We start from the raw sequence: 24,422 nt of genomic DNA, 5'->3' as shown, positions 1-24,422 counted from the left end.
TACGCGGGAATCATCGCGGACACGCCGCCATGCACCCCCGGTTGCCCCCGGTGGTTGGCTCGCCTGATAAACAGGCCCCGCCCGCTTTGCCAACAGCAATTTGCGTCCGCGCTTGCACAGGACTACCGGCCCACCCATGCGTATCGCCCTGTACCAGCCCGATATCGCCGGCAATGTCGGCGCCGTGATGCGCACCTGCGCGTGTCTGGGCGTCCCACTCGACCTGATCGAACCCATGGGTTTCCAGTGGGACGACAAGCGGGTCGCACGAGCGGCAATGGATTATATCGACCACGTCTCCGTCACCCGCCACGCCGATTGGGACACATTCCAGGCACAAGCCGGCGGCCGGCTGGTGCTGCTGACGACGCGCGGCGCGACGCCGCTCCACGACTTCGCGTTCCAGGCGGACGACGTGCTGCTGTTCGGGCGTGAGAGCGCAGGCGTGCCGGAAGAGGTCCACGCCCGCGCCGATGCCCGCGTCGTCATCCCGATGGCCCCGCCCCTGCGCTCGCTGAACCTGAGCGTGTCGGCGGCGATCGTGCTGGCGGAAGGGCTGCGACAAACTGGTGGGTGGCCGCTGGCGACTGCGTGATGGGGCACTATTGTCTGCGCCGTCCGGCGGACACATGTGATGGCGATGGTTTCGCTACTGTCCCTCGTCGCATTTGCGCTCTTCCTCTTTGCGCTCCCCTGGCTCCTTCGAAAGGCCAAGCCCTCGCGATCCGCTGCGACCGGCGCCACCACGCTCGCCCTGGGGCTCGCGTTTTCCGAATTCCTAGATCCCGCAAAGAAGGTCGCGGTCGAACGGATTGAGAAACAGACCGAAATCGGCGACGTTAGCGATGCCAAGAGCGCTGGAGCGAAGCCCTCACCGGAGGCATGACCGCCCTGAGACATTCCGCCCTATCGACCTCTCCGCCCTGGCTCCGCTAAGGCGCTGCCCATGCAGCCGCTAGACGCCGAACAGACCCAAGCTCGCCAGTGGTTCGAGCACCTTCGCGACCTCATCTGTGCCGAATTCGAGGCGATCGAGCGGGAGGCGGGTTCCGAAGCCGCGTTCGACTATACGCCATGGGACCGCGCCGATCCGTCGGGCGCGCCCGGTGGGGGGGGCGTGCGGGGCGTTATGAAGGGGAAGGTGTTCGAGAAGGTCGGGGTCAACGTCTCGACCGTCGGGGGTACGTTCGAGGGCGACTTCGCTAAGTCGATCCACGGTGCGGCGGAGAACCCGCGATTCTTCGCCACCGGCATCAGCCTGGTCGCGCACATGACCAATCCGCATGTGCCCGCGGTCCATATGAACTGCCGGTTCCTCGCGACGACCAAACGCTGGTTCGGCGGCGGCGCGGACCTGAATCCGCCGCTGCCCGAGCCGCATGATACGCAGGACTTCCATGCCGAGCTGAAGGCGGCGTGCGACGCGCATGGGGCGGACTATTACGACCGCTTCTCGGCCTGGGCGGAGGAGTATTTCCGCATCCCCCACCGCGGGGTTAACCGCGGCGTCGGCGGCATCTTCTACGACCATCTGGAGGGCGATTTCGCGGCGAACTTCGCGTTCACGCAGGACGTCGGCCGGGCGTTCCTCAACGCTTACCCGCGAATCGTGCGGCGGCGTATGAACGACGCTTGGACACCAGAGGACGAAGCGGCGATGCTGGCGTGGCGCGGGCGCTATGCCGAATTCAACCTGGTCTATGACCGCGGCACCCTGTTCGGGCTCAAGACCGGCGGGAATATCGACGCGATCCTGATGAGCCTGCCGCCGCGCGCGATATGGGCCTGATCCCCGTCTCGAACGGCGACGTGGCGACGATCGTCACCTCGCTGGAAATGCGCGAGCGGCCCCGCCCCCGCCCGCTGCCCGATTCGCGACTGCGGCTGGTGCGGTGGAAGACGCCGGCGCTTGGCACCTATCGCGCGCTGTTCCGGCGGATCGGGGGGCCGTGGCTGTGGTTCTCGCGACTGGTGATGGACAATGCCGTGCTGACGCGAATCGTCCATGACGACCGGGTCGAGATCTACGCCGCGGTCGATCCTGCGGGGATCGAGGTTGGGATGCTCGAACTCGATTTCCGCGAAACCGGGACGTGCGAGCTGTCCTATGTCGGACTGATTCCGGAACTCGCCGGCCAGGGCCATGGTCGCTGGCTGATGGCGCATGCGCTGCAACGGGCCTGGGCGCCCGGCGTCACGCGGGTGTGGGTGCACACCTGTACGCTGGATCATCCGCGCGCCCTGGGGTTCTACCGGGCGAGCGGCTTCGTCCCGTACAAGCGCACCCTCCAAACCTTCCCCGACCCGCGCGCGACCGGCATCCTGCCGCGCGACGTGGCGCCGCATGTGCCCTGTCTGGCGGATTAGGGTCGGTTTCGATCAGCTTTGTTCAACCGTTCGTGCTGAGCGAAGTCGAAGCACCTTGCGGAGAGCTGCCCTTCGACTTCGCTCAGGACGAACGGGAGTGATCAAAGCTGATCGCTCCCCGCTCTAGCGCGACAACCGGCGGTAGAGCGAGACTTCGACGAGGGCGAGAAGCAGCGAGCCGCCGGCGACGAACAGGCAGGCCAGACCGGTCGTGATCGCGATGATGACCGGATTGTTGCCACCGAACGCCCCGATCGACAGCACGACGCTGCCCAGCAGGCCGGGGACGAAGAAGATGGTGGCATAGGTCGCCGCCAGGATCCAGCCGCGCCCGCGGGTCAGCGCCCAGCTGCGCGCGATCGCGGCGACCGCGCCCATCGGCGCTTCGGCGACGATCGCCGGCCCCATCAGCATCGTGCGTCCGTAGATGTAGAAGATCGGTCCGGCGGCGATGATCAGCAGGAACGGCGCGATCAGCGTCACCCACAGCAGCATCCCCATCGGCAGCGACACCAGGATCGACGCCAGCAGATAACGTGGGAACAACAGCCCCGCCCGCGCCAGCGCCCGGCCGAGCGTCGGCCGCTCCGGCGAAAGATAGAGCGTGAAGACCGCGAGCGCCCCCACCAGCGCGATCGCGGGTGCCAGCAGATACCAGATGCCGTAGCGCCCCGCCCAGGCCTGCATCGCCGCGAACCAGGCACGGGCCGCGGCTTCGTCGCTGGTCTGCGGCATCGCCGGCAGCGCGGGAAGCAGCAACTGAACCGCGAGCGGCGCCAGGAAGAAACCCAGGCCGGCAAGCGGCAGCAGCAGCGCGCTATCGCGACGCCAGGCCGCCCGCGCGTCGAGGAAGGGGGCGGAGAAGGACTGGCTCACGACGCAGGACCGTCGTGGGCCAAACCGGCACGGGCAGGAGCGTCATGGACCGGCACGGCCGGTGCGGCGCTTTGCGTAACCGCGCGATCCGTCGCTTCGGCAAGCACCACATAAAGGCGCGCACAGAAGATGGTAGCGAGGACGGAGAACGCCGCCGACACCGCCGACGTCGCGATCGCGGTCACGACGCTCGTCAGCGTGATCGGCCCGCTGCCGCCGTCGAACAGCCGCAACACGGTGCCGAAGACCGTCCGCACCGCCATCGTCGCGACGGTCACGATCACGACGTAGAGCACCACCACGCCCGCCAGCCGCCAGGTCAGCCGGCGCGTCAGGCGAAAGGCGCGCGCGATCGCACCGACCCCGCGCCGCTCCTCCGATACAACCGACAGCAGCGGTGCTAGACGCGCGCCGACGAACAGCAGGACCAGCAGGACGGCAAATCCATAGAGGATCGCCGCAACCACCATGCCGGGGTTCAGATTGGCGATGGCGATCTGCCCCTTCTGCACCGCCGCGGCATCGATCCCGCCCGACGCCAGCAAGCCGAACACCGGGATGGAGGCGACCGCCATTGCCAGCATCAGCAGCAGGACGATGCCGATCGCCGGCAGCAACCGCGCGACGCCGTGTCGCGCCGCCGCACCCAAGCCACGACGCGGATCGACCGCCGCGGCGACGATCGCGAGCTGCGCCCAGAGCGACAGCACCGAAAAGGCGAGCGAGACCAGGTTGACGATCAGTTGCACACGGGCGTCACCGGCGGTCAGCACGCCTTGCAGGCTCGCGATGATCGTCGCGGGCAGGAACAGGCCGACGATCGCGATCGGCAGGACGACCGACAGCCGCTCCCCCACCGTCTCGACGGTTCGGTCCCAAACATAGCCCATCGTCACCATCGCAGCGTCCTACCGATCCCACCGATTTTCGAACCCGGCGCTTAGCGTAAGCCGTCACCGCTTGCCAATCACCGTGCGGCTTCGCATGTGACGCGGATCATGGCGGAACTCGACGACATCGAATGGCGGGTCAGTGCCGCGCCCGTACCCTATGACTTCGCGCTGGCGGAGATGGAGGCGCGCAACCGCGCGGTTCAGGCGGGCGAGGCGCGCGAGCTGGTCTGGCTGCTGGAACATCCCCCGCTCTACACCGCGGGCACCAGCGCCGATGTGGCCGAGCTGGTCGATCCGCGCTTTCCCGTGCACGCTACCGGACGCGGCGGGCGCTATACCTATCACGGTCCCGGCCAGCGGGTCGGCTATCTGGTGCTCGACCTGGCGAAGCGCGGCAAGGACGTGCGCTGCTTCGTCCACGCGCTCGAAGGCTGGGTGATCGACGCGCTGGCGCAAATCGGCATAGCGGCGTTCCGGGCCGAGGGGCGGATCGGCATCTGGACGCACGATCCAACGCGCGGCGAGGCGAAGATCGGCGCGATCGGGGTTCGGGTGAAGCGCTGGGTGACGATGCACGGCTTCTCCGTGAACCTGGCGCCCGACCTGTCGCACTTCGGCGGCATCGTGCCGTGTGGCATCGCCGATTTCGGCGTCACCAGTGCCGAGGCGCTGGGGAAGGACGCATCCTTCGCAACCTTCGACGCCGCATTGGCGTTTTCGGCTCAGGCGTTTTTGAACGCACTTGCCTGCCCCGTGAAAATCGACACTTGAGGGGCGGGGACTGTTTGACTAATGTCCACCACGATTTGGGTATTACAGGGCATCCAGCCGGCCCGGATCGCCTTATCTAGGGAGCTTCCACAATGCGTGCACTTCTCACCAAGGCCGTCACCGGCTCGATGATCGCCGGCGCGGCGCTGCTCGTTTCGGCTTGCGGTGGTTCGACCACCAACACCACCGAGAACACCGTCATCACCGACCTGAACGCGACTGACGCGACGATGGACGGCACGATGTCGGACAACATGACCCCGGTCGACGGCGCCATGGGCAACGACATGATGATGTCGAACGACACCACCATGTCGAACGACATGATGATGTCGAACACCACCACGACGACGACCACGAACGCGATGTAATCATCGCGTCGCGGACGGGTACGCGGGGGCCAAGCCTCCCGCGGCCATCGTGACGGAATAGATTGGGGCCGTCCGGGCGACCGGGCGGCCCTTTTCCTTTACGGGTTCCGCCGTCCGCCGGCTGGCGTGATCGATCGGGATGGTGCCGAGCGAAACCGGGACGGATGGCGGTAAGGGAAGCACTGCCCCCCTCCCGCGGATTCGGTTCGTCGCAATCTCAGGTCCTGCGCGCCGTACCGAGCGCAGAAACCGCTTGGGCGGAACGTCGATTAAGCATATTGAATCACCGGCTTGAGCGGTGTCGTGCCGCCGAATGCGAGAGGGTGGACAAGACGTTGCGTATCCTGACGATGGTCGTGGCCGCGGGTATGGCGGTCGCGGCGGCGGCGCCGGCACAGGCGCAGTTCTTCTTCCAGTCGCCGGACCTGCGCGGCCAGCCGGTCGACGGTACGGAGCCCGGCATGGTGAGCCAGGCCCTTCCCGGCGCGACGCCGGACGAGTTGAAGGCAGCACTCGCCTGGAACCTGCGCGCGGCACTGAACGTCGCCGCGCTCCAGTGCCAGTTCGCGCCGCAATTGCTGACACTGGGCAATTACAACAAGCTCATCAAGGATCACGAGGCGGAACTGGCGAGCCAGTACGCCGTGCTCGGCAAGTATTTCAACCGCGTCAACAAGACGCCGAAGGCCGGCCAGACCGAACTCGATAAATACGGCACGCGCGTCTATTCCAGCTTCTCGACGGTCGGCGCGCAGCTGACCTTCTGCCAGACGGCGGGCGAGATTGCGCATATGGCGGTGTTCACGCCGCGCGGCAGCTTCACGACGCTGGCACAGGAACGCCTGCGCCAGCTGCGCAACAGCCTGGTGCTGGCCGGCGAGCAGCGCTTCCCCTGGGGCTTCAACCCGCCGCCCCCCGTCGCGCTGCCGCGGTTCGACGATGCGTGCTGGAAGAAGCAACAGTGGCAGGCGAAGGCCTGCGGAGCCTATGTCTCGCCGTTCGTGTGAGATCATAGAGCCCGAGCGACGACTGCCTTGGTTTCTCCGTTCGTGCTGAGCCTGTCGAAGCACCGTACTTCGATACGCCCGCGCGTCGCTTGCGGCACGAAGTACGGTGCTTCGACAGGCTCAGCACGAACAGGATGGGTACGGCCCTACTTTTCGACCGTTTCAAAATACCCGTAGATCTGAGCAGGCTGATCGAGACTTAGACGAACTGCGCCCTGTCCTCCTTGACGCCAGTCCCCGCCCGCTCCGTCGCCGCGATCCACCCGCCGCCGAGCACGCGGTCGCCCGCGTAAAGTACCGCCGCCTGCCCCGGCGCGACGCCATATTCGGGCTGGTCGAACACCAGCCGGTCACCGTCGAGCCGCGCGGGCACCGGCTTGGCGAGGCTGCGGACCTTGGCGGTAAGCGGGCCGGAAAAATCGCCGCCGAGCCAGTTGATCCCCGTCAGCCGCGCCGCGGCAACCGCCAGCGCGGTCTTCGGCCCGACAACGATCCGCTTCGCCGCCGCATCGAGACCGACGACATAGAGCGGATCATGGCCGCCGCCGATATCGAGCCCGCGACGCTGGCCGACGGTATAGTGAATGATCCCGCGGTGCCGGCCGAGCACCTGCCCGTCCTCGTCGACAATCTCACCGCCGTCGTCGGCGCCGGGCCGCACCTTGCGCACGACATCGGCGTAATTGCCATCGGGCACGAAGCAGATGTCCTGGCTGTCGGGCTTTGCCGCGACCCCGAGCCCCATCTCCGCCGCGATCTCGCGCACCCGCGCCTTGGGCAGACCGCCCAGGGGAAAGCGGAGATAGTCGAGCTGATCCTGCGTCGTCGCGAAGAGGAAATAGCTCTGGTCGCGCGCGGGATCGAGCGCGCGGTGAAGCTCGGCCCCGCCCTCCCCCTCAACGCGGCGGACATAATGACCGGTCGCCAGGCAATCGGCGCCGAGATCGCGGGCAAGCGCGAACAGGTCGGTGAACTTCGGCCCCATGTTGCACTTCACGCAGGGAATCGGCGTGCGCCCGGCGAGATATTCGTCGGCGAAATCCTCGATCACCTGCTCGCGGAACGAAGAGGCATGGTCGAAGACATAATGGGCGATGCCCAAGCCGTCGCACACCGCACGCGCATCGCGGATGTCGCGGCCGGCGCAGCAGGCACCCGCGCGACCGACCGCCTCGCCGTGATCGTAGAGCTGTAGCGTGACGCCGATCGTCTCCGCTCCCGATCGCGCGGCAAGCGCGGCGACGACGGAGGAATCGACGCCGCCCGACATGGCGACGACGATGCGCCGCTTCGACAGCGGCTGGGAGAGGTCGAACGAAACCGGGGACATGGTGGACGTCCCTTAGCGGGACGAACGGCTCGACGCAAAATTCGCATCGCCTTTACCCGCCCTTCAGCACTCTTACCGCATTAGCCGGGTCTCGGATCGACACCTGTAACGGATACGCGCACTTGGACCTCAGCTTCACCCGCCTCAACGCCGGACAGGTCACCGCCCTGCCCGTCGAGCTGGCCGTGCTGATGGTCGGGGTGGCGAGCCGCCAGGCAGCGAGCCCGACCGCACGGATCCAGGCGGCGATTGATCGCATAGGTCCGGTCGATGCGTTGATGGCGCCGGCTGCCGGCAGCTTTAGTGAAACTACCGCCTCGGCGCTAAGACGGTGGAAAGAGGAATGAAGGCGCCGTTTACCGAGGCGCTTGAGAGGATGTTCAAGCTCGGCCGCTAACGGTCGTTAGACAGGAATGGGAATGGGAGGCGGCATCCGGCGACGGGACCGCATCCGATTTTTGAGGTACGAATGATCGAGAACCAGAAAATCCGGCCCGCGAAGGTCATCGGCCCGCTCGGCGAACCGCTGACGCTGGACACGCTGCCGCCGCCAAGCACGACCCGCTGGGTGGTGCGGCGCAAGGCCGAAGTCGTGGCCGCAGTTAATGGCGGCCTGCTGACCGTCGACGAGGTTTGCGATCGTTACGGCCTGACCGCCGAGGAATTTGCCGGCTGGCAACGCGCAATCGACCGGTCGGGCATGCCCGGCCTGCGCGTGACCCGCATCCAGCACTATCGCTCGCTGTACGAACGCCAGCAGAAATTTTGACGAGGTCCGGCGTCGACTCCCCTGACGTCATCCGCAGGAACGGCCCGTCTTCCCTCTCCGGGAAGGCGGGCCGTTTCGCTTTCGGGTCCGCTTTCAACGACTTTCCAACCTATGATTAGAAACGCCGCCGGAACAAAAGCACGCCCTGCCGCATTTTCCCGTCACACAGTCCGGAAAGGGCCGGATGTAACGGAGGGATTGGTCATGGGTATCATTATTTGGCTGGTCGTCGGTGGCGTTGTCGGTTGGCTCGCAAGCATCATCATGCGCACCGACGCACAGCAGGGCATCTTCCTGAACATCGTCGTCGGCATCGTCGGTGCCGTCATCGCCGGCTTCGTCACCGGTGCCAACATCAACAACGGCATCACCGTGATGAGCTTCCTGTACTCGCTGATCGGCGCGATCGTGCTGCTCGCGATCGTCAACCTCGTCCGTCGCGGGTCGATGCGCTAAGCGCCAGCCTGCACGATACGGTCGTGAAAAGGGGTCGCCCATGGGGCGGCCCCTTTTTCTATGTGGTGCGGGTGCGAAAACTGTGTCGCTTCAAACATATACGAGCCGGCGCCTTACAACCCTGCGGCGAATAGATATTCGGAAGACGGTGTCGCCCAAAGCTTAATCCGGAATCCAGAGTTCCAAGCGGGACGGCTCTTGGCTCTGAATCCCGAATCAAGTTCGGGATGACGAAGAAAGATGAGCGGACGTCCCTCAATCGGTGAAGGTCGATCCGGAACAACGCTCAGGCCTGCGCGTAGCACGGTCACGCCCTTCGTCAGCGCGCGGGCAGCCTGGTAACTTCCTGCAGCTCAACCCCAAAAGGTCGGGGACGGACGCACAGCCCGCCCCCCTCCCCTTCACTTCAGCAGAAACCTCACCGTCGTCGTCACGCGAACGTCCTGCTCGCCAGGCACGATGGCGGTGTCGGCGGCCTTGGCTTCCATCCGCATCGCCATGGCGGGCATGGGTCCGATCGGCGGCTGGTACCCGCCGCCTTCGGTGATCGACAGGATGCGATCGACGCGCAGGCCCGCGGCGCGCGCATAGACTTCGGCGCGCGCGCGGGCCTTGGCGATCGCATCGGTGCGCGCTGCGTCTTCCGCGGCCTCGGGCTTGTCGATCGACAGGTTCGGCCCGTCGATCTGATTCGCACCGACCTTCACCAGCGCATCGAGGATCGCGCCGCTGCGCGCGACATCGCGGAATCGGATCGAGACGCTGTTCGACGCCTGATAACCGGTGATGACCGGCGGCACATTCTCGCCGTAGCGATATTGCGGCTGAAGCGAGATGGTCGAGGTCTGGATGTCGCGGTCGGCGACGCGCGCGGCCTTGAGCGCGGCGAGCACCCGCCGCACGCGTTCGGCATTGCTGGCAAGCGCCGCCTCCGCGCTCGCCGCCTGGGTCACGACGCCGGCGCTGATCGTCGCGACGTCCGGCGCCTGGCTGGTCTTGCCGACCGCAGTCACGTCGAGGATGGTGCCATCGACGATCGCGACCGGCTGGGCCGGCACCTGCGCGGCGACGGCGGCAGTGGCAAGCATGGCGAAAATGGGCATCGGCGGGACTTTCTCCTGTTGGTTTGCACACGCTACCGCGCGGTGCGGCAACGCGCGATGAACGATCTGGATCAGCCACTTTTGCGGCAGCGCCGGAACCGGGTCGCCGCAATCCAGCCATTTCGTTGCAGCATAAGGGCGGTCGGCGACGAAAAGCCTTGCCACGCGCGCGCGACTTGCGCTTGTTCCGCGCTTGAGCTTGGTGACTTATTTGTCTAATACAGTTGCCGATATCTCTTCGCGGGGGGCGCGGAGGGGCTGGACGATACGGAAAAGACGAGAGCTTGATGCAGGGGAACGAGACGCAATTCGCGCTGACCGATGATCGTGCGCGATCGGGCAAGCGGACGTGGATCATCATCGCGATCGTTGCGGTGGTGTTGCTCGCGATCGGCGTGGCGCTGGCCCTGCGCGGCGGAAAGTCCGACACTCCTGCTGCCGGCGGCGCGGCGGCCAAGGGCGGCCAGGGCGTGCCCACCGTCTCCGTCGTCGTTCCCGGCCGCTCCGCCGTCGCGACGGTCGTGACCGGCAACGGCACCATCGCCGCACGGCGCGAGATGCCGGTCGGCGTCGCGGGCGAAGGCGGCATGGTGACGCGCGTGCTGGTCGAGCCCGGCAGCTGGGTCCGCACCGGCCAGGTGCTCGCGACGATCGACCGTTCGGTCCAGGCGCAGACCGCCCAGAGCCAGTCGGCGAGCATCAGCGTCGCGCGCGCCGATGCCGATCTGGCGAAGGCCGAACTTGATCGCGCGAAGCAGTTGGTCGACCGCGGCTTCGTGTCGAAGGCCGATGTCCAGCGGCGCGAGGCGACGCTGGCGCAGGCGACCGCGCGCGTCCGCGTGGCGCAGGCGCAGCTGGCCGAGACGCGTGCCCGTAATCAGCGGCTCGACATCCGCGCGCCCGCCGAGGGCCTGGTCCTGACCCGCGGCGTCGAGCCGGGCCAGATCGTCAGCTCGGGCAGCGGCCAGCTGTTCCGCATCGCGATGGGCGGCCAGATGGAGATGCGCGCGCAGATGGCCGAAACCGACCTTGCTCGTGTACGCACCGGTATGGTCGGCCGCGTGACGCCGGTCGGATCGACCAAGGTCTTCACCGGCGAGGTGTGGCAGGTATCGCCGATCATCGACCCGCAGACGCGCCAGGGCATCGCGCGAATCGCGCTTCGCTATGACACCGCGCTGCGCCCAGGCGGCTTCGCCAGCGCCAGCATCGACGTCGGCGGCGTCCAGGCCCCCCTGCTCCCCGAATCGGCGGTGCTGAGCGACGGCAAGGGCAACTATGTCTACATCGTCGACGGCGCGAACAAGGCGGTGCGCCGCGACGTCAAGGTCGGCGAAGTGTCCGACGCGGGCGTCTCGATCGCCGGCGGGCTCGACGGCAGCGAGCGGGTCGTGGCGTCGGCCGGCGCGTTCCTGAACGAAGGTCAGCAGGTCAAGCCGCAGCTGCAGAAGTCGCGATAATGACCCACGCCCCCGTTCGTGCTGAGCGTGTCCAAGCACCGTTCTCTGATCCGCAAAGTCATTGCGTGCGGATCGAAGAACGGCCCTTCGACAGGCGCAGGGCGAACGGGAATGGGTTCAGATACGTAAGCAACATTGTCACGCACTCGGTTGTCGAAGGCTAGCTCATGGGTTTCCGCAACATCTCGGCCTGGTCGATCCGCAACCCGGTTCCGCCGATCGTCCTGTTCCTGTTCCTGACGATCATGGGGCTGGTCAGCTTCATGCGGATGGACGTGAACAACCAGCCGGACATCGACTTCCCCGTAGCGTTCATCTCGATCAGCCAGCCGGGCGCGGCGCCCAGCGAACTGGAAGGCCAGGTCACGCAGCGCGTCGAGGCCGCCGTGCGATCGCTGCAAGGCATCGACGAGATCAACTCGACGGTGACGGAGGGTCAGTCGCAGACGGTCGTCCAGCTTGACCTCGGCACACCGATCGACCGGACGGTCAACGACATCCGCGACGCGATCCAGCAGATCCGCGGCGACCTGCCCGACGGCATCCTGGAGCCGCAGATCGGCCGCATCAACACCAGCGGCAACGACGTGGCGAGCTTCACCGCGTCGACGACGTCGATGACGCTGGAACAGCTCAGCTGGTACATCGACAATACCGTCAGCCGCGAATTGCTGTCGGTACCGGGCATGGCCGCGGTCGACCGCAACGGCGGCGTGGATCGCGAAATCCGCGTCATCCTCGATCCGCTAAAGCTCCAGGCCCAGGGCCTGACCGCGAGCCAGGTCAACCAGGCGCTGCGGCAGGTGAACGTCGACGCCGCCGGTGGCCGCGCCGAAATCGCCGGCTCCGAACAGTCGGTCCGCGTGCTCGGCAATGCGCGCGATGCCTATTCGCTGGGGCAGACGCAGATCTCGGTCGGCGGCCGTTCGATCCGCCTGTCCGACGTCGGCGAAGTGCGCGATCTCTACGCCGAACAGCGGTCGCTTTCGACCGCGGACGGGCATCAGGTGCTCAGCTTCGACTTCCAGCGCGCGAAGGGCGCGTCGGACGTCACCGTGTTCAAGGAAGCAGAGAAGAAGCTGGAAGCGCTTCAGAAGCGCAATCCGCAGGTCCAGTTCCACCTGCTCTTCAACTATTCGAAATATGCCGAGAAGCAGTATGAGGTCGCGATCCATGCGATGCTCGAAGGCGCCGGCTTGGCCATTCTGGTCGTGTTCCTGTTCCTGCGCGACTGGCGTGCGACATTCATCTCGGCCTTGGCGATCCCGCTGTCGGCCATCCCCAGCTTCTGGTTCATGGAGTTGCTGGGCTTCGACCTCAACCAGATGACGTTGCTCGCGCTCAGCCTTGTGGCCGGCGTGCTGGTCGACGATGCGATCGTGGAGATCGAGAACATCGTCCGGCACATGCGCATGGGCAAATCCGCCTACCAGGCCTCGATCGACGCGGCCGACGAGATCGGTGTCGCGGTGCTCGCGACCACCATGTCGATCGTCGCGGTCTTCCTGCCGGTCGGCCTGATGCCGGGCGTGTCGGGTCAGTTCTTCAAGAACTTCGGCCTGACCGTCGTCGCTTCCGTGCTGATGTCGCTGGCGGTCGCGCGTCTGCTGACGCCGATGATCGCGGCCTATTTTCTCAAGGCGAAGGGCCACGCCGCGCACGGCGAGGGCAAGCTGATGGACTGGTACATGTCCATCCTGCGCTGGACGCTGATGCACCGCTGGTCGGCGGTCGTCGGCGGCATCGTCTCGCTCGTCGCGACGGTGCTGATGTTCATGGTGCTGCCCAACACGTTCCTGCCGGAAGAGGACAATGATTCGGTCACCGCGATCGTCGAGCTGGTCCCCGGCTCGACCCTCGCGCAGACCGAGGCCGTGGTGCAGAAGACCGCCGACGTGCTGCGCGCGCAGCCGGACGTGTCGTCGGTCTACACCCGTTCGTTCGTCGGCCAGGGCCGCGTGACCGCGCAGTTGAAGGAAGATCGCAAGCAGAAGAGCTTCGAATTCCAGCGCGCGATCGGCCCGACGCTCAGCCAGATCCCGGACGCCCGCGTGTCGTTCCGGGCCGGTGGCTGGGGCGGCGGTTCGGGTCGCGCGCTGACGATCACGCTGGGCGGCGACGATCCCGTCAAGCTGAACCAGGCCGCGGTCGCGATCGTCGACCAGATGCGCAAGCTGCCGACGGTCCGCAATCCGCTGATCACCGGCGACCTGAAGCGGCCGGAAATCGTCATCCGCCCGCGTCTCGACCTGGCGGCGCAGCTCGGCGTGACCACCTCGGCCCTGTCCTCGGCGATCCGTATCGCGACTTTGGGCGACATCGACCAGAATTCTGCCCGCTTCTCGCTCAGCGATCGTCAGGTGCCGATCCGCGTCGCGCTCAACCAGTCGGCGCGCCAACGCCTGTCGACGATCGAGGATTTGCCCGTCCCGACCGCCGGGGGCGGATCGGTGCCGCTGAAGGTTGTCGCCGACATCGGCTTCGGCGCCGGCCCGACCAAGATCGAGCGTTCGGGCCAGGTCCGTCGCCTGACGATCGGCGCCGATCTGGCACCGGGCGAAGTCTCGGGCGAGGCGATGAAGAAGATCCGCGCCCTGCCGGCGATGCAGAACCTGCCGATCGGCGTCAGCGAACTGAAGCTGGGCGAATCGAAGCAGCAGGCGGAGATGATCCAGAACTTCGTCGGCGCTGTGCTGGCGGGTATCTTCCTTGTCTTCTCGGTGCTGGTCCTGCTCTATCGCCGCGTGATGCCGCCGTTCGTCAACATGGGCTCGCTCATGCTGGCGCCGCTCGGCGGGCTGATCGCGCTGTGGATCTGCGGCATGCCGATCTCGCTGTCGGTCTATATCGGCATCCTGATGCTCCTCGGCATTGTCGCGAAGAATTCGATCCTGCTGATCGACTTCGCGCTGGAAGAGATGGAGAAGGGCGTCCATCCGCTCGACGCCATCCTCGACGCCGGGCACAAGCGCGCCCAGCCGATCGTAATGACCACCGTGGCGATGGTCGCCGGCATGGTGCCGACCGCGCTGTCACTGTCGGGCGACGGGTCGTTCCGCCAGCCGATGAGCGTTGTCGTGATCGGCGGCCTGATCCTGTCGACGCTCCTGACACTGGTCATCGTCCCCGCGTCGTTCAGCCTGGCGGTGGGCATCGAGCGCTGGATCGGGCCGAAGCTCGGCCGTCGCCTGCTGACCTATCGCCCGGGCGACGACGGCCAGCCGGTGATCGACCATGACGGCCCGGATCGTCCGATGCTGGGACAGGGTCAGCGCAAGATCGGCGTCGATAAGGGCGACGAGGCGCCGCAGCCGGCGGAATAACGCCATTGGTGCTTGAACAATCCCCGGTTTCGGGGATTGTTTCGCCCATGGCACTTGCCGGAACCGCCCTCGGAGTCGGGGGAGCCCCTCCCCCCGCCCTCCGGCGGATGCGTATCGTCGCCACCGGGCTGCTGGTGGCGATGGCCGTCGTGTACGTCGTCGCCCGCATTAACGAGGCCGCGCATCCCGCTGTCGGATACGTACGCGCCTTTGCCGAAGCGGCGATGGTCGGGGGTCTCGCCGACTGGTTCGCGGTCACCGCGCTGTTCCGTCACCCCCTCGGCCTGCCGATCCCGCACACCGCGATCGTGCCGCGCAACAAGGAACGGATCGCCGATACGCTCGGCACCTTCCTGCGCCAGAACTTCCTGATTCCGCGCGTCGTCGCACGGCGCATGGGGCGGATCGACGTCGCGGGTGCGATGGGCCGCTGGTTGTCGAGCCCGACCGGAGTCGGCGCGGGGCGGCTGCGGCGCGGGGCGTCGCGCCTCGCCAGCGACATCCTCGAATCGCTCGATCAGGAGCGGCTCGGCGGCATGGTCCGCTCGGCGCTGGCGGGGCAGTTGCGCCGGATCGAAGTCTCGCCCCTGCTCGGCAAGGCGCTTCAGGCCGCGATCGTGCAGAACCGGCACCAGCCGATCATCGACGCGGTCGTGCGCTGGGCCGGCAAGACGATCGAGGCGAACGAACCGATCCTGCGCGGCATGATCTCGTCCAAGGCGGGCAATATCCTGCGCTGGACCGGGCTAGACGAGACGCTGGCGAACGCGATCCTCGACGGGCTCTACAAGCTGTTGCTGGAAATGGCGGAGGACCCCGAACACCCCGTCCGCGCCAAGGCGGAGGAGGGTTTGGCGACGCTGGCCGTCGACCTGCAGCGCAATTCGTCGGCCCGCGCGAAGGTCGAGGGGTTCAAGAACGACATGCTCGACAATCCCGCGCTCGCCGACTGGTGGCAGGGACTGTGGGATCAGGCGCGTCAGGCGATGCTGCGCGCGACCCGCGATCCCGACACGCTGCTGACCGGCCAGCTGGGCGGCGCGCTGCGCCAGTTGGGCGAGACGTTGCAGAGCGACCCGAAGCTCGCCGCGACGATCAACCGCTTCGTCCGCCGCGCGGCGGTGGGCGCGGCGTCGGACTATGGCGACGGCATCGTCCGGCTGGTCAGCGACACGATACGCGGATGGGACACGCAGACGCTGACGACCCGCCTGGAGAACACGGTCGGCAAGGACCTTCAGTACATCCGGGTCAACGGGACATTGGTCGGTGGGCTGGTCGGGGTAACGATCCATACCGTGGGGGCTTGGTTGTGAGGGTGGATCGATTGCCCCCTACCCTGTTCGTGTCGAGTAGCGATCGAGCGAAGTCGAGAGCGCGCATCGAGACAGCTTTCTCGATACGTCGTCTCGACAAGCTCGACGACTACTCGAAACGAACGGTGGAAGAATGGACGCGGGGGTTAGGAGCGCCAATCCAGCATCGGCCAGCCCCTGGCCTTGGCCAGCAGCTTCAACGGCCCATGCGCATTCACCGGAAACGCCTCGTCCGACCATTCGAAGACCGGCGCATCGGACACATGGTCGCTGTAGAAGCGAATATGGCAGTCGCTCCGCACGCGGCCGGTCCGCGTCATCCACGCCTCGACCGCGCGCAGCTTACCCATGCCATAGACGTTCTCGCCCGCGATCCGCGGGGTCAGCGCGCCGGCGGGATCATGCTCGCTCTCGGTCGCGATGACGTCGTCGAAGCCCAGCCGCTCGGCGATCGCGCGGGCGTAGAAGGCGTAGGACGCGGTCGCCATGACCAGCCGGTATCCGGCTGCGCGATCCTCCGCGATTCGCGTCCGCGCGCCGTCGAGAACGCCGGTCGCGACGACGTGATCGGCGAAGGCGTCGCTCAGCGTCGTGACATGATCCGCCGCGATCTGTCCGCCGAGCAGCCATTTCTGGGTAGTCTGCTTGAGGCGCGCGCGGTCGATGACCTTGGCGACATAGGCGAGGCCCGCGATCGCCGCCCATGGCAACAGGGCGAGCCGCCATTTCGCCCGGCGCCGCATCGCGAAGGCCAGGAACGGCGTCCACGTCGGCGTTCGCGTGATCGTCTTGTCCATGTCGTAGATGGCGAGCTTCGTGCGCATTATCGCTCTGTACGCACGCCTCGGCTTGCCGTGGAAGAACTAATCGGGAAAGAGGGCCGCGGATGAGCAAGCCAGCGACCTTTACCGAAGACGGCGGCACCCTGAGATTTTCGGGCGATCTGTCGCTGGCCTGCATGGGCGACCTGCCCGAGCGACTCGATGCCACGACCGGCGTGCGGGCGATCGACCTGTCGGGGATCGAGCGGATCGATACCGTCGGTGCCTGGGTGGTCCATCGCTATGCCGACCGCAACGGCATCGCGGTCGAGGGGCTGTCGGAGGACGGCCGCCATCTGCTGGAACAGGTGCAAAAGGCCGATGCGCCGATCGCCCCGCCGCCCACGCCCCTGCCCTCGTTCCTGCGCGTCGTCGGCGAGATCGGCGAAGCGACCGCGACCGCGGGCCGCACGATGGTCGGGTTGCTCGGCTTCTTCGGTGCGACGGTCCTCGCCTTCTGGGCGTTGATCCGCCATCCCGGCCGCTTCCGCTTCAACGCCGTAGTCCAGCGGTTCGAGGTCGTCGGCGTCTCCGCGCTCGGCATCATCGGGCTGATGAGCTTCCTGATCGGCATCGTCATCGCCCAGCAGGGCGCGGTGCAGCTGCGCCAGTTCGGTGCGGAGGTGTTCACGATCAACCTGATCGGCCGCATTACCCTTCGCGAACTCGGCGTGTTGATGACCGCGATCATGGTCGCGGGCCGCTCCGGCTCGGCCTTCGCCGCACAGCTCGGCACGATGAAGCTGACCGAGGAAATCGACGCGATGCGCACGATTGGCGTGTCGCCGATGGAGGCGCTGGTGGTGCCGCGCACGATCGCGGCGATCCTGCTGATGCCGCTGCTCGGCTTCTATTCCTCGCTGATCGCGATCATCGGCGGCGGGCTGCTGTGCTGGATCAGCCTCGACATCCCGCCGATCACCTTCATCCAGCGAATCCGCGAAGTCGTGCCGATCACTGACCTGTACGTCGGCCTGGTCAAGGCGCCGGTGTTCGGCGCGATCATCGCCATCGCCGGCTGTTTCCAGGGCATGCAGGTTGAGGGCGACGCGGAGCAGGTCGGTACGCGCACCACCGCGGCGGTCGTGCAGGCGATCTTCCTCGTCATCGTGCTCGACGCGTTCTTCGCGGTCTTCTTTACCTATATCGGGTGGATCTGATGGGCACCGATCCGACCTTTTCCGGCGAAGCCATCATCCGCGTGCGGGGACTGAAGAACAGCTTCGGCGATCAGGTGGTGCACGAGAACCTCGACCTCGACGTGCGCAAGGGCGAGATCCTGGGCGTGGTCGGCGGGTCGGGTACCGGCAAGTCGGTGCTGATGCGCTCGATCATCGGCCTCCAATCGGCCGATGCCGGCACCGTCGGCGTGTTCGGCAAGGACACCGATGAGGAGGGCCGCAACGCGATCGCGGTGCGCAAGCGCTGGGGCGTGCTGTTCCAGGGCGGCGCACTGTTCTCGACGCTGACGGTCAGCGAGAATATCCAGGTGCCGCTGCGCGAATTCTATCCCGAACTCGACCCGCTGCTGATGGCCGAGATCGCGGGCTACAAGGTGGTGATGACCGGCCTGCCCGCCGAGGCCGGACCGAAATACCCGTCCGAACTGTCGGGCGGCATGAAGAAGCGCGCCGGCCTCGCCCGCGCGCTGGCGCTCGATCCCGAGCTGCTGTTCCTCGACGAACCGACCGCGGGTCTCGACCCGATCGGCGCGGCGGCGTTCGATGAATTGACCAAGTCGCTCCAGCGGACGATGGGGCTGACCGTGTTCCTGATCACCCACGATCTCGACACGCTCTACGCCATCTGCGACCGCGTCGCGGTGCTGGCCGACAAGCGCGTGATCGCGGTCGGCACGATCCCCGAACTGCTCGAACTGGATCACCCGTGGATCCAGGAATATTTCAACGGCCCGCGCGGCCGCGCCGCCACCGCCGCGATCGCGCGGACGGAGGAGCAAACCAACGCGCAGACTCCCAAGCAGGTGACAGGCTGATGGAAACCCGTTCGAACCACGTCCTCGTCGGCGGCGTCGTGCTGATCCTGCTGCTGGTGCTGGCGCTCTTCACCGTCTGGCTGTCCCGCATGGGGGTCGCCGAGGACAAGGAATATGACATCCTGTTCAAGCAGGCGGTCGACGGCCTCGCGCGCGGGTCGGTGGTCAATTATTCCGGCGTCCCGGTCGGCCAGGTCAAGGACATCGCGCTCTATCCGCCCGATCCGCAGCTGGTGCGCGTCCGCGTGTCGGTGCGGCCGGAAACCCCGGTATTGCAGGGCGCGACCGCGGCCGTCGTCGGCAGCTTCACCGGCACCAGCACGGTCCAGATCGACGGCGCGCGCCCCGGCGCCCCGCCCATTGCCTGCCCCGATGTCGAGCCGCAGCGCGCCTGTCCGTTCGGCGTGCCGCTGATCCCGCCGCGCGCGGGTGGTCTGGGCGCGCTGCTCAGTTCGGCGCCGCAGTTGCTCGAACGGCTGACGACGCTGACCGAACGGTTGACCGGCCTGCTCAGCGACCGCAACCAGGCGTCGATCGCCGGCATCCTCGACAATACCAACCGCTTGACCGACGCGCTGGCCGACCGCGGGCCGGAGATCGCCGCGACGCTCGCGCAGACCCGCGTCGCGATCGAACAGGCAGGCAACGCCGCAAAGCAGATCGGCGATCTGGCGGAGACGACCAACGGCGTCGTCGCCAACGACGTGAAGCCGGCGATGGCGAACCTCAACAAGGCGATCGGCTCCGCGCAGAAGAGCATGGACTCGCTGAACGACGTCATCACCGACGCCAAGCCCGCGGTACAGGGCTTCAGCCGCAACACGCTGCCCGAGGTGAACCAGCTGGTCCACGACCTGCGCGTCATGTCGGCCTCGCTCTCCGCGGTCGCCGAAAAGGTCGACCAGCAGGGCGCGGGCTCGCTGATCGGTTCGCCCAAGCTCCCCGACTATAAGCCCAAGAAGTGAGATCGCCCATGAAAGCCACCGCGTTCGCGCCCGCGCTGCTCGCCCTCACGCTCGGCGGCTGCCTCAGCTTCGGGGAGAAGCCCCCGGCCTCGCTGCTCACGCTGACCGCGGCGCAACCGGTCGCGGTCGGCCAGACGCAGACGGCGACGTCGGGCACCGTGACCATTGCGGTCCCGTCGATCCCGCAGGAGGTCGCGACGCTACGCGTGCCGGTGCGCTCCAGCGACACGGCGGTCGCCTATGTGAAGGACACGCGTTGGGTCGAGCCGCCGAACCGGTTGTTCGCGCGGCTGATGTCGGACGCGGTCACCACCCGCACCGGCCGCGTCGTCATCGCGACCCGCCTGATGGGCGAACCGGGCGCGAGCCTGGCGGGCGACCTGCGCAGCTTCGGCATCGACGAACCGACGTCGAGCGCAGTCGTGACCTTCGACGCGATGCTTCAGCGCGACGGTGGCAAGCCGGTCGAGAAGCGCCGCTTCGAGGCTCGCGTGCCGGTGTCGCCGATCGATGCGATGACGGTCGGCCCAGCGATCAATCAGGCCGCGAACCAGGTCGCGACTGAAGTGGCGGACTGGGTCGGGCGGTAAGGCGCGGACGCCCTCGGCTTGCGTAAGCAAGACGAGGAGACGTCACGTCGGGCAGCGGACCGGCGCAGTCGGTCCGTCTGACGGCGTGGCGGACTTAGGCGTGATAAGCACGAGACACGCAATCACGCCCCTTGTGCTCCGGCGACGGTCGGAGCCTTGGCACCCGCAGCCCTTAAACGCCAACGCTCCGGCCCTCGCCGGAGCGCCGCCCCTTACGGCGTCTTGCGCACCGGAGGCAGCGCGTTGCAGATGTCCGCGCCCCCCGCCGGCACCGTGAAGAACGGCGGCTCGCGATTCTCGCGCGCCGCGATCCAGGCGGCAAAGCGCGGCCCCTCGGTCTTGCGATACTGATAGCGCGGGCGTTCCGCGGCTGGCAGGTCGCTGGCCAGGCGCGCGGAGACGATCGGGACATATTGCTTGGGGTCCTCGTACAGCCCCAGCCCGCCCCCGGTACCGCGCGGCAGCGTCGACAATGCGTCGATCCCCTCGATCACCCGCCCGACGATCACGATATTTCTATCCAGATGCCGCGGCGCATGGCCGATGTTGGTATAAAGGTCGCCGCCCGACCCGGTCGATGGCGCCAGGTCGCGCGCGACGCCGACCATGCCGTAGCAATGGGGAATCCACGCCTCGCGCCCGTTCGTCGCGAGCGGCCAGCCGTCGCGGCTATAACCCGCCTTCGTCGCATAGGGATCGCCCTTGCTCAGCGTCGCCACGGCATCGAACGCAGGCCAGCTATATTCGGCCGGCGGGTTGGCGACGACACCGGCCGGCAACGGCTTCTTCTCGGTCGCGTCGCCCCACTGCGCGACATAATTGTCCTGGACACGGTAGACGCTCTCCCCGTCCCACCATTTCGCCCGCGCGATCCGGCGGATGTTGTCGACATGCACCGGCACATAGCGAGACGGCGCCAGCCGCACGACGAAGCGCCGCCCGTTGCCGAGCGTGAACACCAGCATCTCGTCATCCGGCACCGCAACCCAGTCGCCGGGCAACGCGTCATAGGGTTTGGCTGCAGGCGCGGCGGCGGGTGCAGGAGTGGCCTGAACGAGGGCGGCCGCGGCAGCGAGAAGAGCGATCGTCATGGCGCCCAAGCTGGCACGCGCACGAAGCGCAAGCAACCGACTTGCGGAAAGCCGAAACTCCCCCTAGTCCGCGCAACTCCAGTGCATGCGGAGCGGTGGCCGAGTGGTCGAAGGCGCTCGCCTGGAAAGTGAGTATACGGCAAAACCGTATCGAGGGTTCGAATCCCTCCCGCTCCGCCATCTAGTCTGCAAAAATCCGACATTTGACACATCCAAGCGGAAACCGGCGCCAAACTGCGCCGACTTCGCACGTGTCGTACCGCGGAGAGCGGCGCTGTCAGGCTAAACGCACCAGCCGTGACGTACCTTATGCCAACGCTCGGCGATGCCTTGCCCGCGCAAACCAAATAGCCCGTTTCGCTACTTCAACCCGTCGCCCGAAGTGATCCGGCTGGGGGTAATGGTGTACGTCCGGTTCCCACTGTCGCTGCGCAACGTGGAGGATCTGCTGTTCGAGCGTGAGATCGACATTTGCCACGAGAGGGTGCGGATGCGATGAAACAGGTTCGGGCCGCTGTTCGCAGGTGACATACGCCGACAGCGAGGGAGCCGCATGCGCGGGTTTCGGCGCTGGCGATGGCAGCTCGACGAGACGTACGTGAAATTGAATGGCGAGGCGGTCTACCTCTGGCGGGCGGTCGACCACGAGGGTGAAATCCTCGACAGTTACATCACCAAGTCACGTGACAAAGCTGCCGCTCTGGCCTTCATGAAGAAGGCACTTAAGCGCCATGGGTCACCCGCAGCGATTACGACCGACGGACCGCGCAGCTACGGCGTAGCGATGGACGAGTTAGGCTGCCGCGGGAAGCAGGAGACGGGTCGCTGGGCGAACAACCGGGTGGAAGACAGCCACCTTTCATTCCGACGACGGGAGCTAGCGATGCTGCGCTTCAGGCGGATAAGCAGCTTACAAAAGTTCGCCTCCGTCCATGCCAACGTTCACAGTCTTTTCAGCCTCGAACGCCACCTCGTCGATCGACCGACCCACAAAGAACGCCGCTCAGCCGCCCTGGCTGAGTGGCAAATCCTTGCGAGCGCATAAAGCCTGAAAATCACCTTGGAGAGATCGATTCGTCTTAGGCTGACAGGACCAGCGTAAGGGATACCGGGTCACAGCGTGATGTTGCGACGCTTCATCTAGGCGCCCGCGATATCCCGAAGCGGCGTGGGGCCGGCGCGGGCAAAGATGTCGGCGAGGTCGAGGAGATCATCGTCGGTCAGCGCCGCGACGGAGGCCTCAATGGCGACCAAGCGGTCGCGGTCACGACCGGCATTCAGCAGTCGCCGCTTGGTCTGCAATTTGAGCATTGGACCGCGCTAGCAGAATTTTTTTGGCGTTGGCAGCATTCGACGCTGACGGGCGCAGTGACCGGTCCGGCTAGCGAGCACATCAATTGCCGTCGGCGTCCACTGCGAAAAGGACGGGTTTGCCCCGCGACATCGGCTCCCATCCGGCCGCCAGCGCAGCGCGGATGGACCGGGAAATCGTCGCGTCATCGAGCTGAAGGCGACCGCGCGGCAGTCCCCTCAAAAGCCGCTTCGGCGGCGGGAATTCCACCCATGCCTCGCGCTTGGCATCGCGCTGAATAAGGGAGATCGTCATGCCCTTCCATCCCTCGTCGTCCGACTGATGAGGTTCGCGGTGGAGATGCCAATCATAGGTGGCGCCATCGATATCGACGGCGCCAACGGTACATTGAGACTTCGACATAGCGGCGGCCCTAGCACGTCAGCGCGGGCAAGGCACAGGCATCGGGGCGGGCATACAGAATGAAGCTTCGCGGACGAGCAGCGGCTATGCCGTTCTTGCGTCGTTGTGCCACGCGATGAGGCCGGGATGCCTCGCGGCGTCCCGGCCTCATGATGTCAGACGGCGGTCAGTAGCTGGCGGCGCGCGATTGCCGCGAATTGTGACCGCCGTTGCTGTGCAGGATGTCGGACACGGTTTCCGCAGGGATCGAGCCGGCGCTCGTGTCGACCGAAACCAGCACGCCGCCGCGACCGAGACCGTCGCCGTAGTAGGCCGCATCGTCCTCGTCGATGCCGTGTTTGACCAGCGTTTCGTTCAGCGTGCCCGCGGCAGCGCCGGCAGCGGCACCGATCGCCATCGCGCCGGGGACGGCGGATGCGGCGATCGCGCCGGCGGCGACGAGAGGCCCGACGCCGGGTATCGCGAGTGCCGCCACACCCAGCCCGGCACCCAGTGCGCCACCGCCCAGGATGCCGCGCAGCACGCTGCCATGCTCTTCATCGGTGACCGCGCCGTCTGCGTCGGACGTGGTTGTCACGCCGTCGCGCTGGGTAAGGACCGAGAGCGCCGCATCGGGTACGCCCGCACTGCGGAGTTCCGCCACGGCGCGCTGCGCTTCCGCCTGGCTGTCGAAGATGGCCGAGGCCAGAGATGGGGTCATTGTCATGTCTCCTTGGGTCAACGCACCGAACCGCGGCGAAAGAGGTTGATGATCGCGAGCAGGACGACCGCACCGAGCAGCGACACGAGCACCGACGGGATGCTGATCACGCCGCTGGTGATCGGAGCGCCGCCGATCAGCGGGGTCACGATGAACCCGGCAAGCAGCGCACCAACGATGCCCACGACGACGTTCAGGATGATCCCCTGCTGGCCATCAGTGCGCATGATCAGGCTGGCAACCCAGCCGATCAGTCCGCCGACGACGAGAAGCACGATGAGGCCCATGGGTGTTCCTTTCGAGAAATGTATCGGACGTCAGAACCCGCACGGGGGTTCAATGTTCAGACCGGCCCCCGATCGCAGTCACTCGACCTAGTGCGCTTGAACTACGGCGATTAGTATCTGGCACGGAACGCCTGGAGTATTCGGGCGCTTCAGCGTCATGTCGAGCCAGCCGCCGATCACTGATCATTCCCCGACGTTGCGTCACCTTGAGCAGTT

The 24,422-nt window shown here is 66.5% G+C and carries 27 protein-coding genes, 1 tRNA gene and 1 pseudogene; 19 read left to right on the top strand and 10 right to left on the bottom strand.

The genetic code is table 11. From position 1 onward, the window contains the following. Nucleotides 1-136: 136 nt before the first annotated feature. The 4 genes from ACFSC3_RS01565 to ACFSC3_RS01550 are packed head-to-tail and all read left to right on the top strand — an operon-like array spanning nt 137 to nt 2,367. Nucleotides 137-595 (top strand): tRNA (cytidine(34)-2'-O)-methyltransferase, encoded by a 459-nt coding sequence (locus ACFSC3_RS01565; RefSeq protein ID WP_380938048.1) that lies wholly within the window; start codon nt 137-139, stop codon nt 593-595. 39 nt (nt 596-634) lie between these two features. Then, complete coding sequence (locus ACFSC3_RS01560) at nt 635-886, top strand: hypothetical protein (protein ID WP_380938046.1); 252 nt, start codon at nt 635-637, stop codon at nt 884-886. 60 nt (nt 887-946) lie between these two features. After that, nucleotides 947-1,789, top strand: a complete 843-nt coding sequence (hemF, locus tag ACFSC3_RS01555) for an oxygen-dependent coproporphyrinogen oxidase (RefSeq protein ID WP_380938044.1) — start codon at nt 947-949, stop codon at nt 1,787-1,789. Then, nucleotides 1,780-2,367: a GNAT family N-acetyltransferase gene (locus ACFSC3_RS01550; RefSeq protein ID WP_380938042.1), complete on the top strand. Its 588-nt coding sequence runs from the start codon at nt 1,780-1,782 to the stop codon at nt 2,365-2,367. The genes hemF and ACFSC3_RS01550 overlap by 10 nt, the downstream gene beginning before the upstream one ends. Before the next feature lie 123 nt (nt 2,368-2,490). Here the strand turns inward: ACFSC3_RS01550 and ACFSC3_RS01545 are convergent, their stop codons facing one another. Together ACFSC3_RS01545 and ACFSC3_RS01540 are read right to left on the bottom strand one after the other, a co-directional pair. After that, nucleotides 2,491-3,243 (bottom strand): hypothetical protein, encoded by a 753-nt coding sequence (locus ACFSC3_RS01545; RefSeq protein ID WP_380938040.1) that lies wholly within the window; start codon nt 3,241-3,243, stop codon nt 2,491-2,493. Next, nucleotides 3,240-4,142, bottom strand: coding sequence for a hypothetical protein (locus tag ACFSC3_RS01540; RefSeq protein WP_380938038.1), 903 nt, complete (start codon nt 4,140-4,142; stop codon nt 3,240-3,242). The genes ACFSC3_RS01545 and ACFSC3_RS01540 overlap by 4 nt, the downstream gene beginning before the upstream one ends. Nucleotides 4,143-4,241: 99 nt before the next feature. Between ACFSC3_RS01540 and lipB the strand changes: the two genes are divergently transcribed. The 3 genes from lipB to ACFSC3_RS01525 all read left to right on the top strand — a co-directional run bounded on the left by lipB (nt 4,242) and on the right by ACFSC3_RS01525 (nt 6,285). Further along, nucleotides 4,242-4,907, top strand: coding sequence for a lipoyl(octanoyl) transferase LipB (gene lipB, locus ACFSC3_RS01535; RefSeq protein ID WP_380938539.1), 666 nt, complete (start codon nt 4,242-4,244; stop codon nt 4,905-4,907). 92 nt (nt 4,908-4,999) lie between these two features. Then, on the top strand, nt 5,000-5,278 hold the full coding sequence (locus ACFSC3_RS01530) for a hypothetical protein (protein ID WP_380938036.1): 279 nt from the start codon (nt 5,000-5,002) through the stop codon (nt 5,276-5,278). Nucleotides 5,279-5,601: 323 nt separating this feature from the next. Beyond that, nucleotides 5,602-6,285 (top strand): hypothetical protein, encoded by a 684-nt coding sequence (locus ACFSC3_RS01525; protein WP_380938034.1) that lies wholly within the window; start codon nt 5,602-5,604, stop codon nt 6,283-6,285. Between the two features lie 199 nt (nt 6,286-6,484). On the opposite strand, the gene mnmA is transcribed toward ACFSC3_RS01525, so the two are convergent. Continuing rightward, nucleotides 6,485-7,615, bottom strand: a complete 1,131-nt coding sequence (mnmA, locus tag ACFSC3_RS01520; RefSeq protein ID WP_380938032.1) for a tRNA 2-thiouridine(34) synthase MnmA — start codon at nt 7,613-7,615, stop codon at nt 6,485-6,487. A 122-nt stretch (nt 7,616-7,737) separates the two neighbouring features. Between mnmA and ACFSC3_RS01515 the strand changes: the two genes are divergently transcribed. From ACFSC3_RS01515 to ACFSC3_RS01505, 3 genes are all read left to right on the top strand, one after another. Then, nucleotides 7,738-7,962 carry a hypothetical protein gene (locus ACFSC3_RS01515; protein ID WP_380938030.1) on the top strand — a complete coding sequence of 75 codons (225 nt, stop codon included), beginning with the start codon at nt 7,738-7,740 and terminating at the stop codon, nt 7,960-7,962. A gap of 122 nt (nt 7,963-8,084) precedes the next feature. Next, nucleotides 8,085-8,384, top strand: a complete 300-nt coding sequence (gene sciP, locus ACFSC3_RS01510; RefSeq protein WP_380938028.1) for a CtrA inhibitor SciP — start codon at nt 8,085-8,087, stop codon at nt 8,382-8,384. A gap of 204 nt (nt 8,385-8,588) precedes the next feature. Beyond that, entirely contained in the window at nt 8,589-8,840 is a 252-nt protein-coding gene (locus tag ACFSC3_RS01505) for a GlsB/YeaQ/YmgE family stress response membrane protein (protein WP_380938026.1), read from the top strand. Between the two features lie 401 nt (nt 8,841-9,241). Here ACFSC3_RS01505 and ACFSC3_RS01500 read toward each other — a convergent pair whose 3' ends face one another. Then, nucleotides 9,242-9,943, bottom strand: coding sequence for an SIMPL domain-containing protein (locus tag ACFSC3_RS01500; protein WP_380938024.1), 702 nt, complete (start codon nt 9,941-9,943; stop codon nt 9,242-9,244). A gap of 287 nt (nt 9,944-10,230) precedes the next feature. On the opposite strand from ACFSC3_RS01500, the gene ACFSC3_RS01495 reads away from it, so the two are divergent. The 3 genes from ACFSC3_RS01495 to ACFSC3_RS01485 all read left to right on the top strand — a co-directional run bounded on the left by ACFSC3_RS01495 (nt 10,231) and on the right by ACFSC3_RS01485 (nt 16,042). After that, nucleotides 10,231-11,403 (top strand): efflux RND transporter periplasmic adaptor subunit, encoded by a 1,173-nt coding sequence (locus tag ACFSC3_RS01495; protein WP_380938537.1) that lies wholly within the window; start codon nt 10,231-10,233, stop codon nt 11,401-11,403. A gap of 167 nt (nt 11,404-11,570) precedes the next feature. Then, nucleotides 11,571-14,726 carry an efflux RND transporter permease subunit gene (locus ACFSC3_RS01490; RefSeq protein WP_380938022.1) on the top strand — a complete coding sequence of 1,052 codons (3,156 nt, stop codon included), beginning with the start codon at nt 11,571-11,573 and terminating at the stop codon, nt 14,724-14,726. Between the two features lie 107 nt (nt 14,727-14,833). Further along, nucleotides 14,834-16,042 carry a DUF445 domain-containing protein gene (locus tag ACFSC3_RS01485; RefSeq protein WP_380938020.1) on the top strand — a complete coding sequence of 403 codons (1,209 nt, stop codon included), beginning with the start codon at nt 14,834-14,836 and terminating at the stop codon, nt 16,040-16,042. 146 nt (nt 16,043-16,188) lie between these two features. Here ACFSC3_RS01485 and ACFSC3_RS01480 read toward each other — a convergent pair whose 3' ends face one another. Continuing rightward, the gene (locus ACFSC3_RS01480) at nt 16,189-16,866 is read right to left on the bottom strand and encodes an HAD family hydrolase (protein WP_380938018.1); all 678 of its coding nucleotides are present in this window, start codon (nt 16,864-16,866) and stop codon (nt 16,189-16,191) included. 62 nt (nt 16,867-16,928) lie between these two features. Here ACFSC3_RS01480 and ACFSC3_RS01475 point away from each other — a divergent pair, with 62 nt between their 5' ends. The 4 genes from ACFSC3_RS01475 to ACFSC3_RS01460 are packed head-to-tail and all read left to right on the top strand — an operon-like array spanning nt 16,929 to nt 20,414. Further along, nucleotides 16,929-18,023, top strand: coding sequence for an ABC transporter permease (locus ACFSC3_RS01475; RefSeq protein ID WP_380938016.1), 1,095 nt, complete (start codon nt 16,929-16,931; stop codon nt 18,021-18,023). Next, a complete protein-coding gene (locus ACFSC3_RS01470; protein ID WP_380938014.1) occupies nt 18,023-18,859 on the top strand; it encodes an ABC transporter ATP-binding protein in 837 nt (278 codons plus the stop codon). The genes ACFSC3_RS01475 and ACFSC3_RS01470 overlap by 1 nt, the downstream gene beginning before the upstream one ends. Further along, nucleotides 18,859-19,824, top strand: a complete 966-nt coding sequence (locus ACFSC3_RS01465; RefSeq protein ID WP_380938012.1) for an MlaD family protein — start codon at nt 18,859-18,861, stop codon at nt 19,822-19,824. Before ACFSC3_RS01470 ends, ACFSC3_RS01465 begins: the two co-directional genes overlap by 1 nt. Before the next feature lie 8 nt (nt 19,825-19,832). Beyond that, nucleotides 19,833-20,414, top strand: a complete 582-nt coding sequence (locus ACFSC3_RS01460; RefSeq protein WP_380938010.1) for an ABC-type transport auxiliary lipoprotein family protein — start codon at nt 19,833-19,835, stop codon at nt 20,412-20,414. 212 nt (nt 20,415-20,626) lie between these two features. Here ACFSC3_RS01460 and ACFSC3_RS01455 read toward each other — a convergent pair whose 3' ends face one another. Beyond that, on the bottom strand, nt 20,627-21,505 hold the full coding sequence (locus tag ACFSC3_RS01455; RefSeq protein ID WP_380938008.1) for a peptidylprolyl isomerase: 879 nt from the start codon (nt 21,503-21,505) through the stop codon (nt 20,627-20,629). 89 nt (nt 21,506-21,594) lie between these two features. On the opposite strand from ACFSC3_RS01455, the gene ACFSC3_RS01450 reads away from it, so the two are divergent. After that, nucleotides 21,595-21,685 (top strand) — tRNA-Ser (locus ACFSC3_RS01450). A 145-nt stretch (nt 21,686-21,830) separates the two neighbouring features. Further along, nucleotides 21,831-22,550: pseudogene (locus tag ACFSC3_RS01445) on the top strand (IS6 family transposase). Nucleotides 22,551-22,645: 95 nt separating this feature from the next. Here the strand turns inward: ACFSC3_RS01445 and ACFSC3_RS01440 are convergent. The 4 genes from ACFSC3_RS01440 to ACFSC3_RS01425 all read right to left on the bottom strand — a co-directional run bounded on the left by ACFSC3_RS01440 (nt 22,646) and on the right by ACFSC3_RS01425 (nt 24,206). After that, a complete protein-coding gene (locus ACFSC3_RS01440) occupies nt 22,646-22,816 on the bottom strand; it encodes a hypothetical protein (RefSeq protein ID WP_380938004.1) in 171 nt (56 codons plus the stop codon). Between the two features lie 82 nt (nt 22,817-22,898). Continuing rightward, nucleotides 22,899-23,219 carry a hypothetical protein gene (locus ACFSC3_RS01435; protein WP_380938002.1) on the bottom strand — a complete coding sequence of 107 codons (321 nt, stop codon included), beginning with the start codon at nt 23,217-23,219 and terminating at the stop codon, nt 22,899-22,901. Nucleotides 23,220-23,385: 166 nt separating this feature from the next. After that, nucleotides 23,386-23,919 carry a hypothetical protein gene (locus ACFSC3_RS01430; RefSeq protein WP_380938000.1) on the bottom strand — a complete coding sequence of 178 codons (534 nt, stop codon included), beginning with the start codon at nt 23,917-23,919 and terminating at the stop codon, nt 23,386-23,388. A gap of 17 nt (nt 23,920-23,936) precedes the next feature. Then, nucleotides 23,937-24,206: a GlsB/YeaQ/YmgE family stress response membrane protein gene (locus tag ACFSC3_RS01425; protein WP_380937998.1), complete on the bottom strand. Its 270-nt coding sequence runs from the start codon at nt 24,204-24,206 to the stop codon at nt 23,937-23,939. Between the last annotated feature and the right edge of the window lie 216 nt (nt 24,207-24,422).

This window comes from Sphingomonas floccifaciens, from assembly GCF_042681125.1.
GTDB lineage: Bacteria > Pseudomonadota > Alphaproteobacteria > Sphingomonadales > Sphingomonadaceae > Sphingomonas > Sphingomonas floccifaciens.
This window is presented reverse-complemented; position numbering and strand designations above follow the sequence as displayed.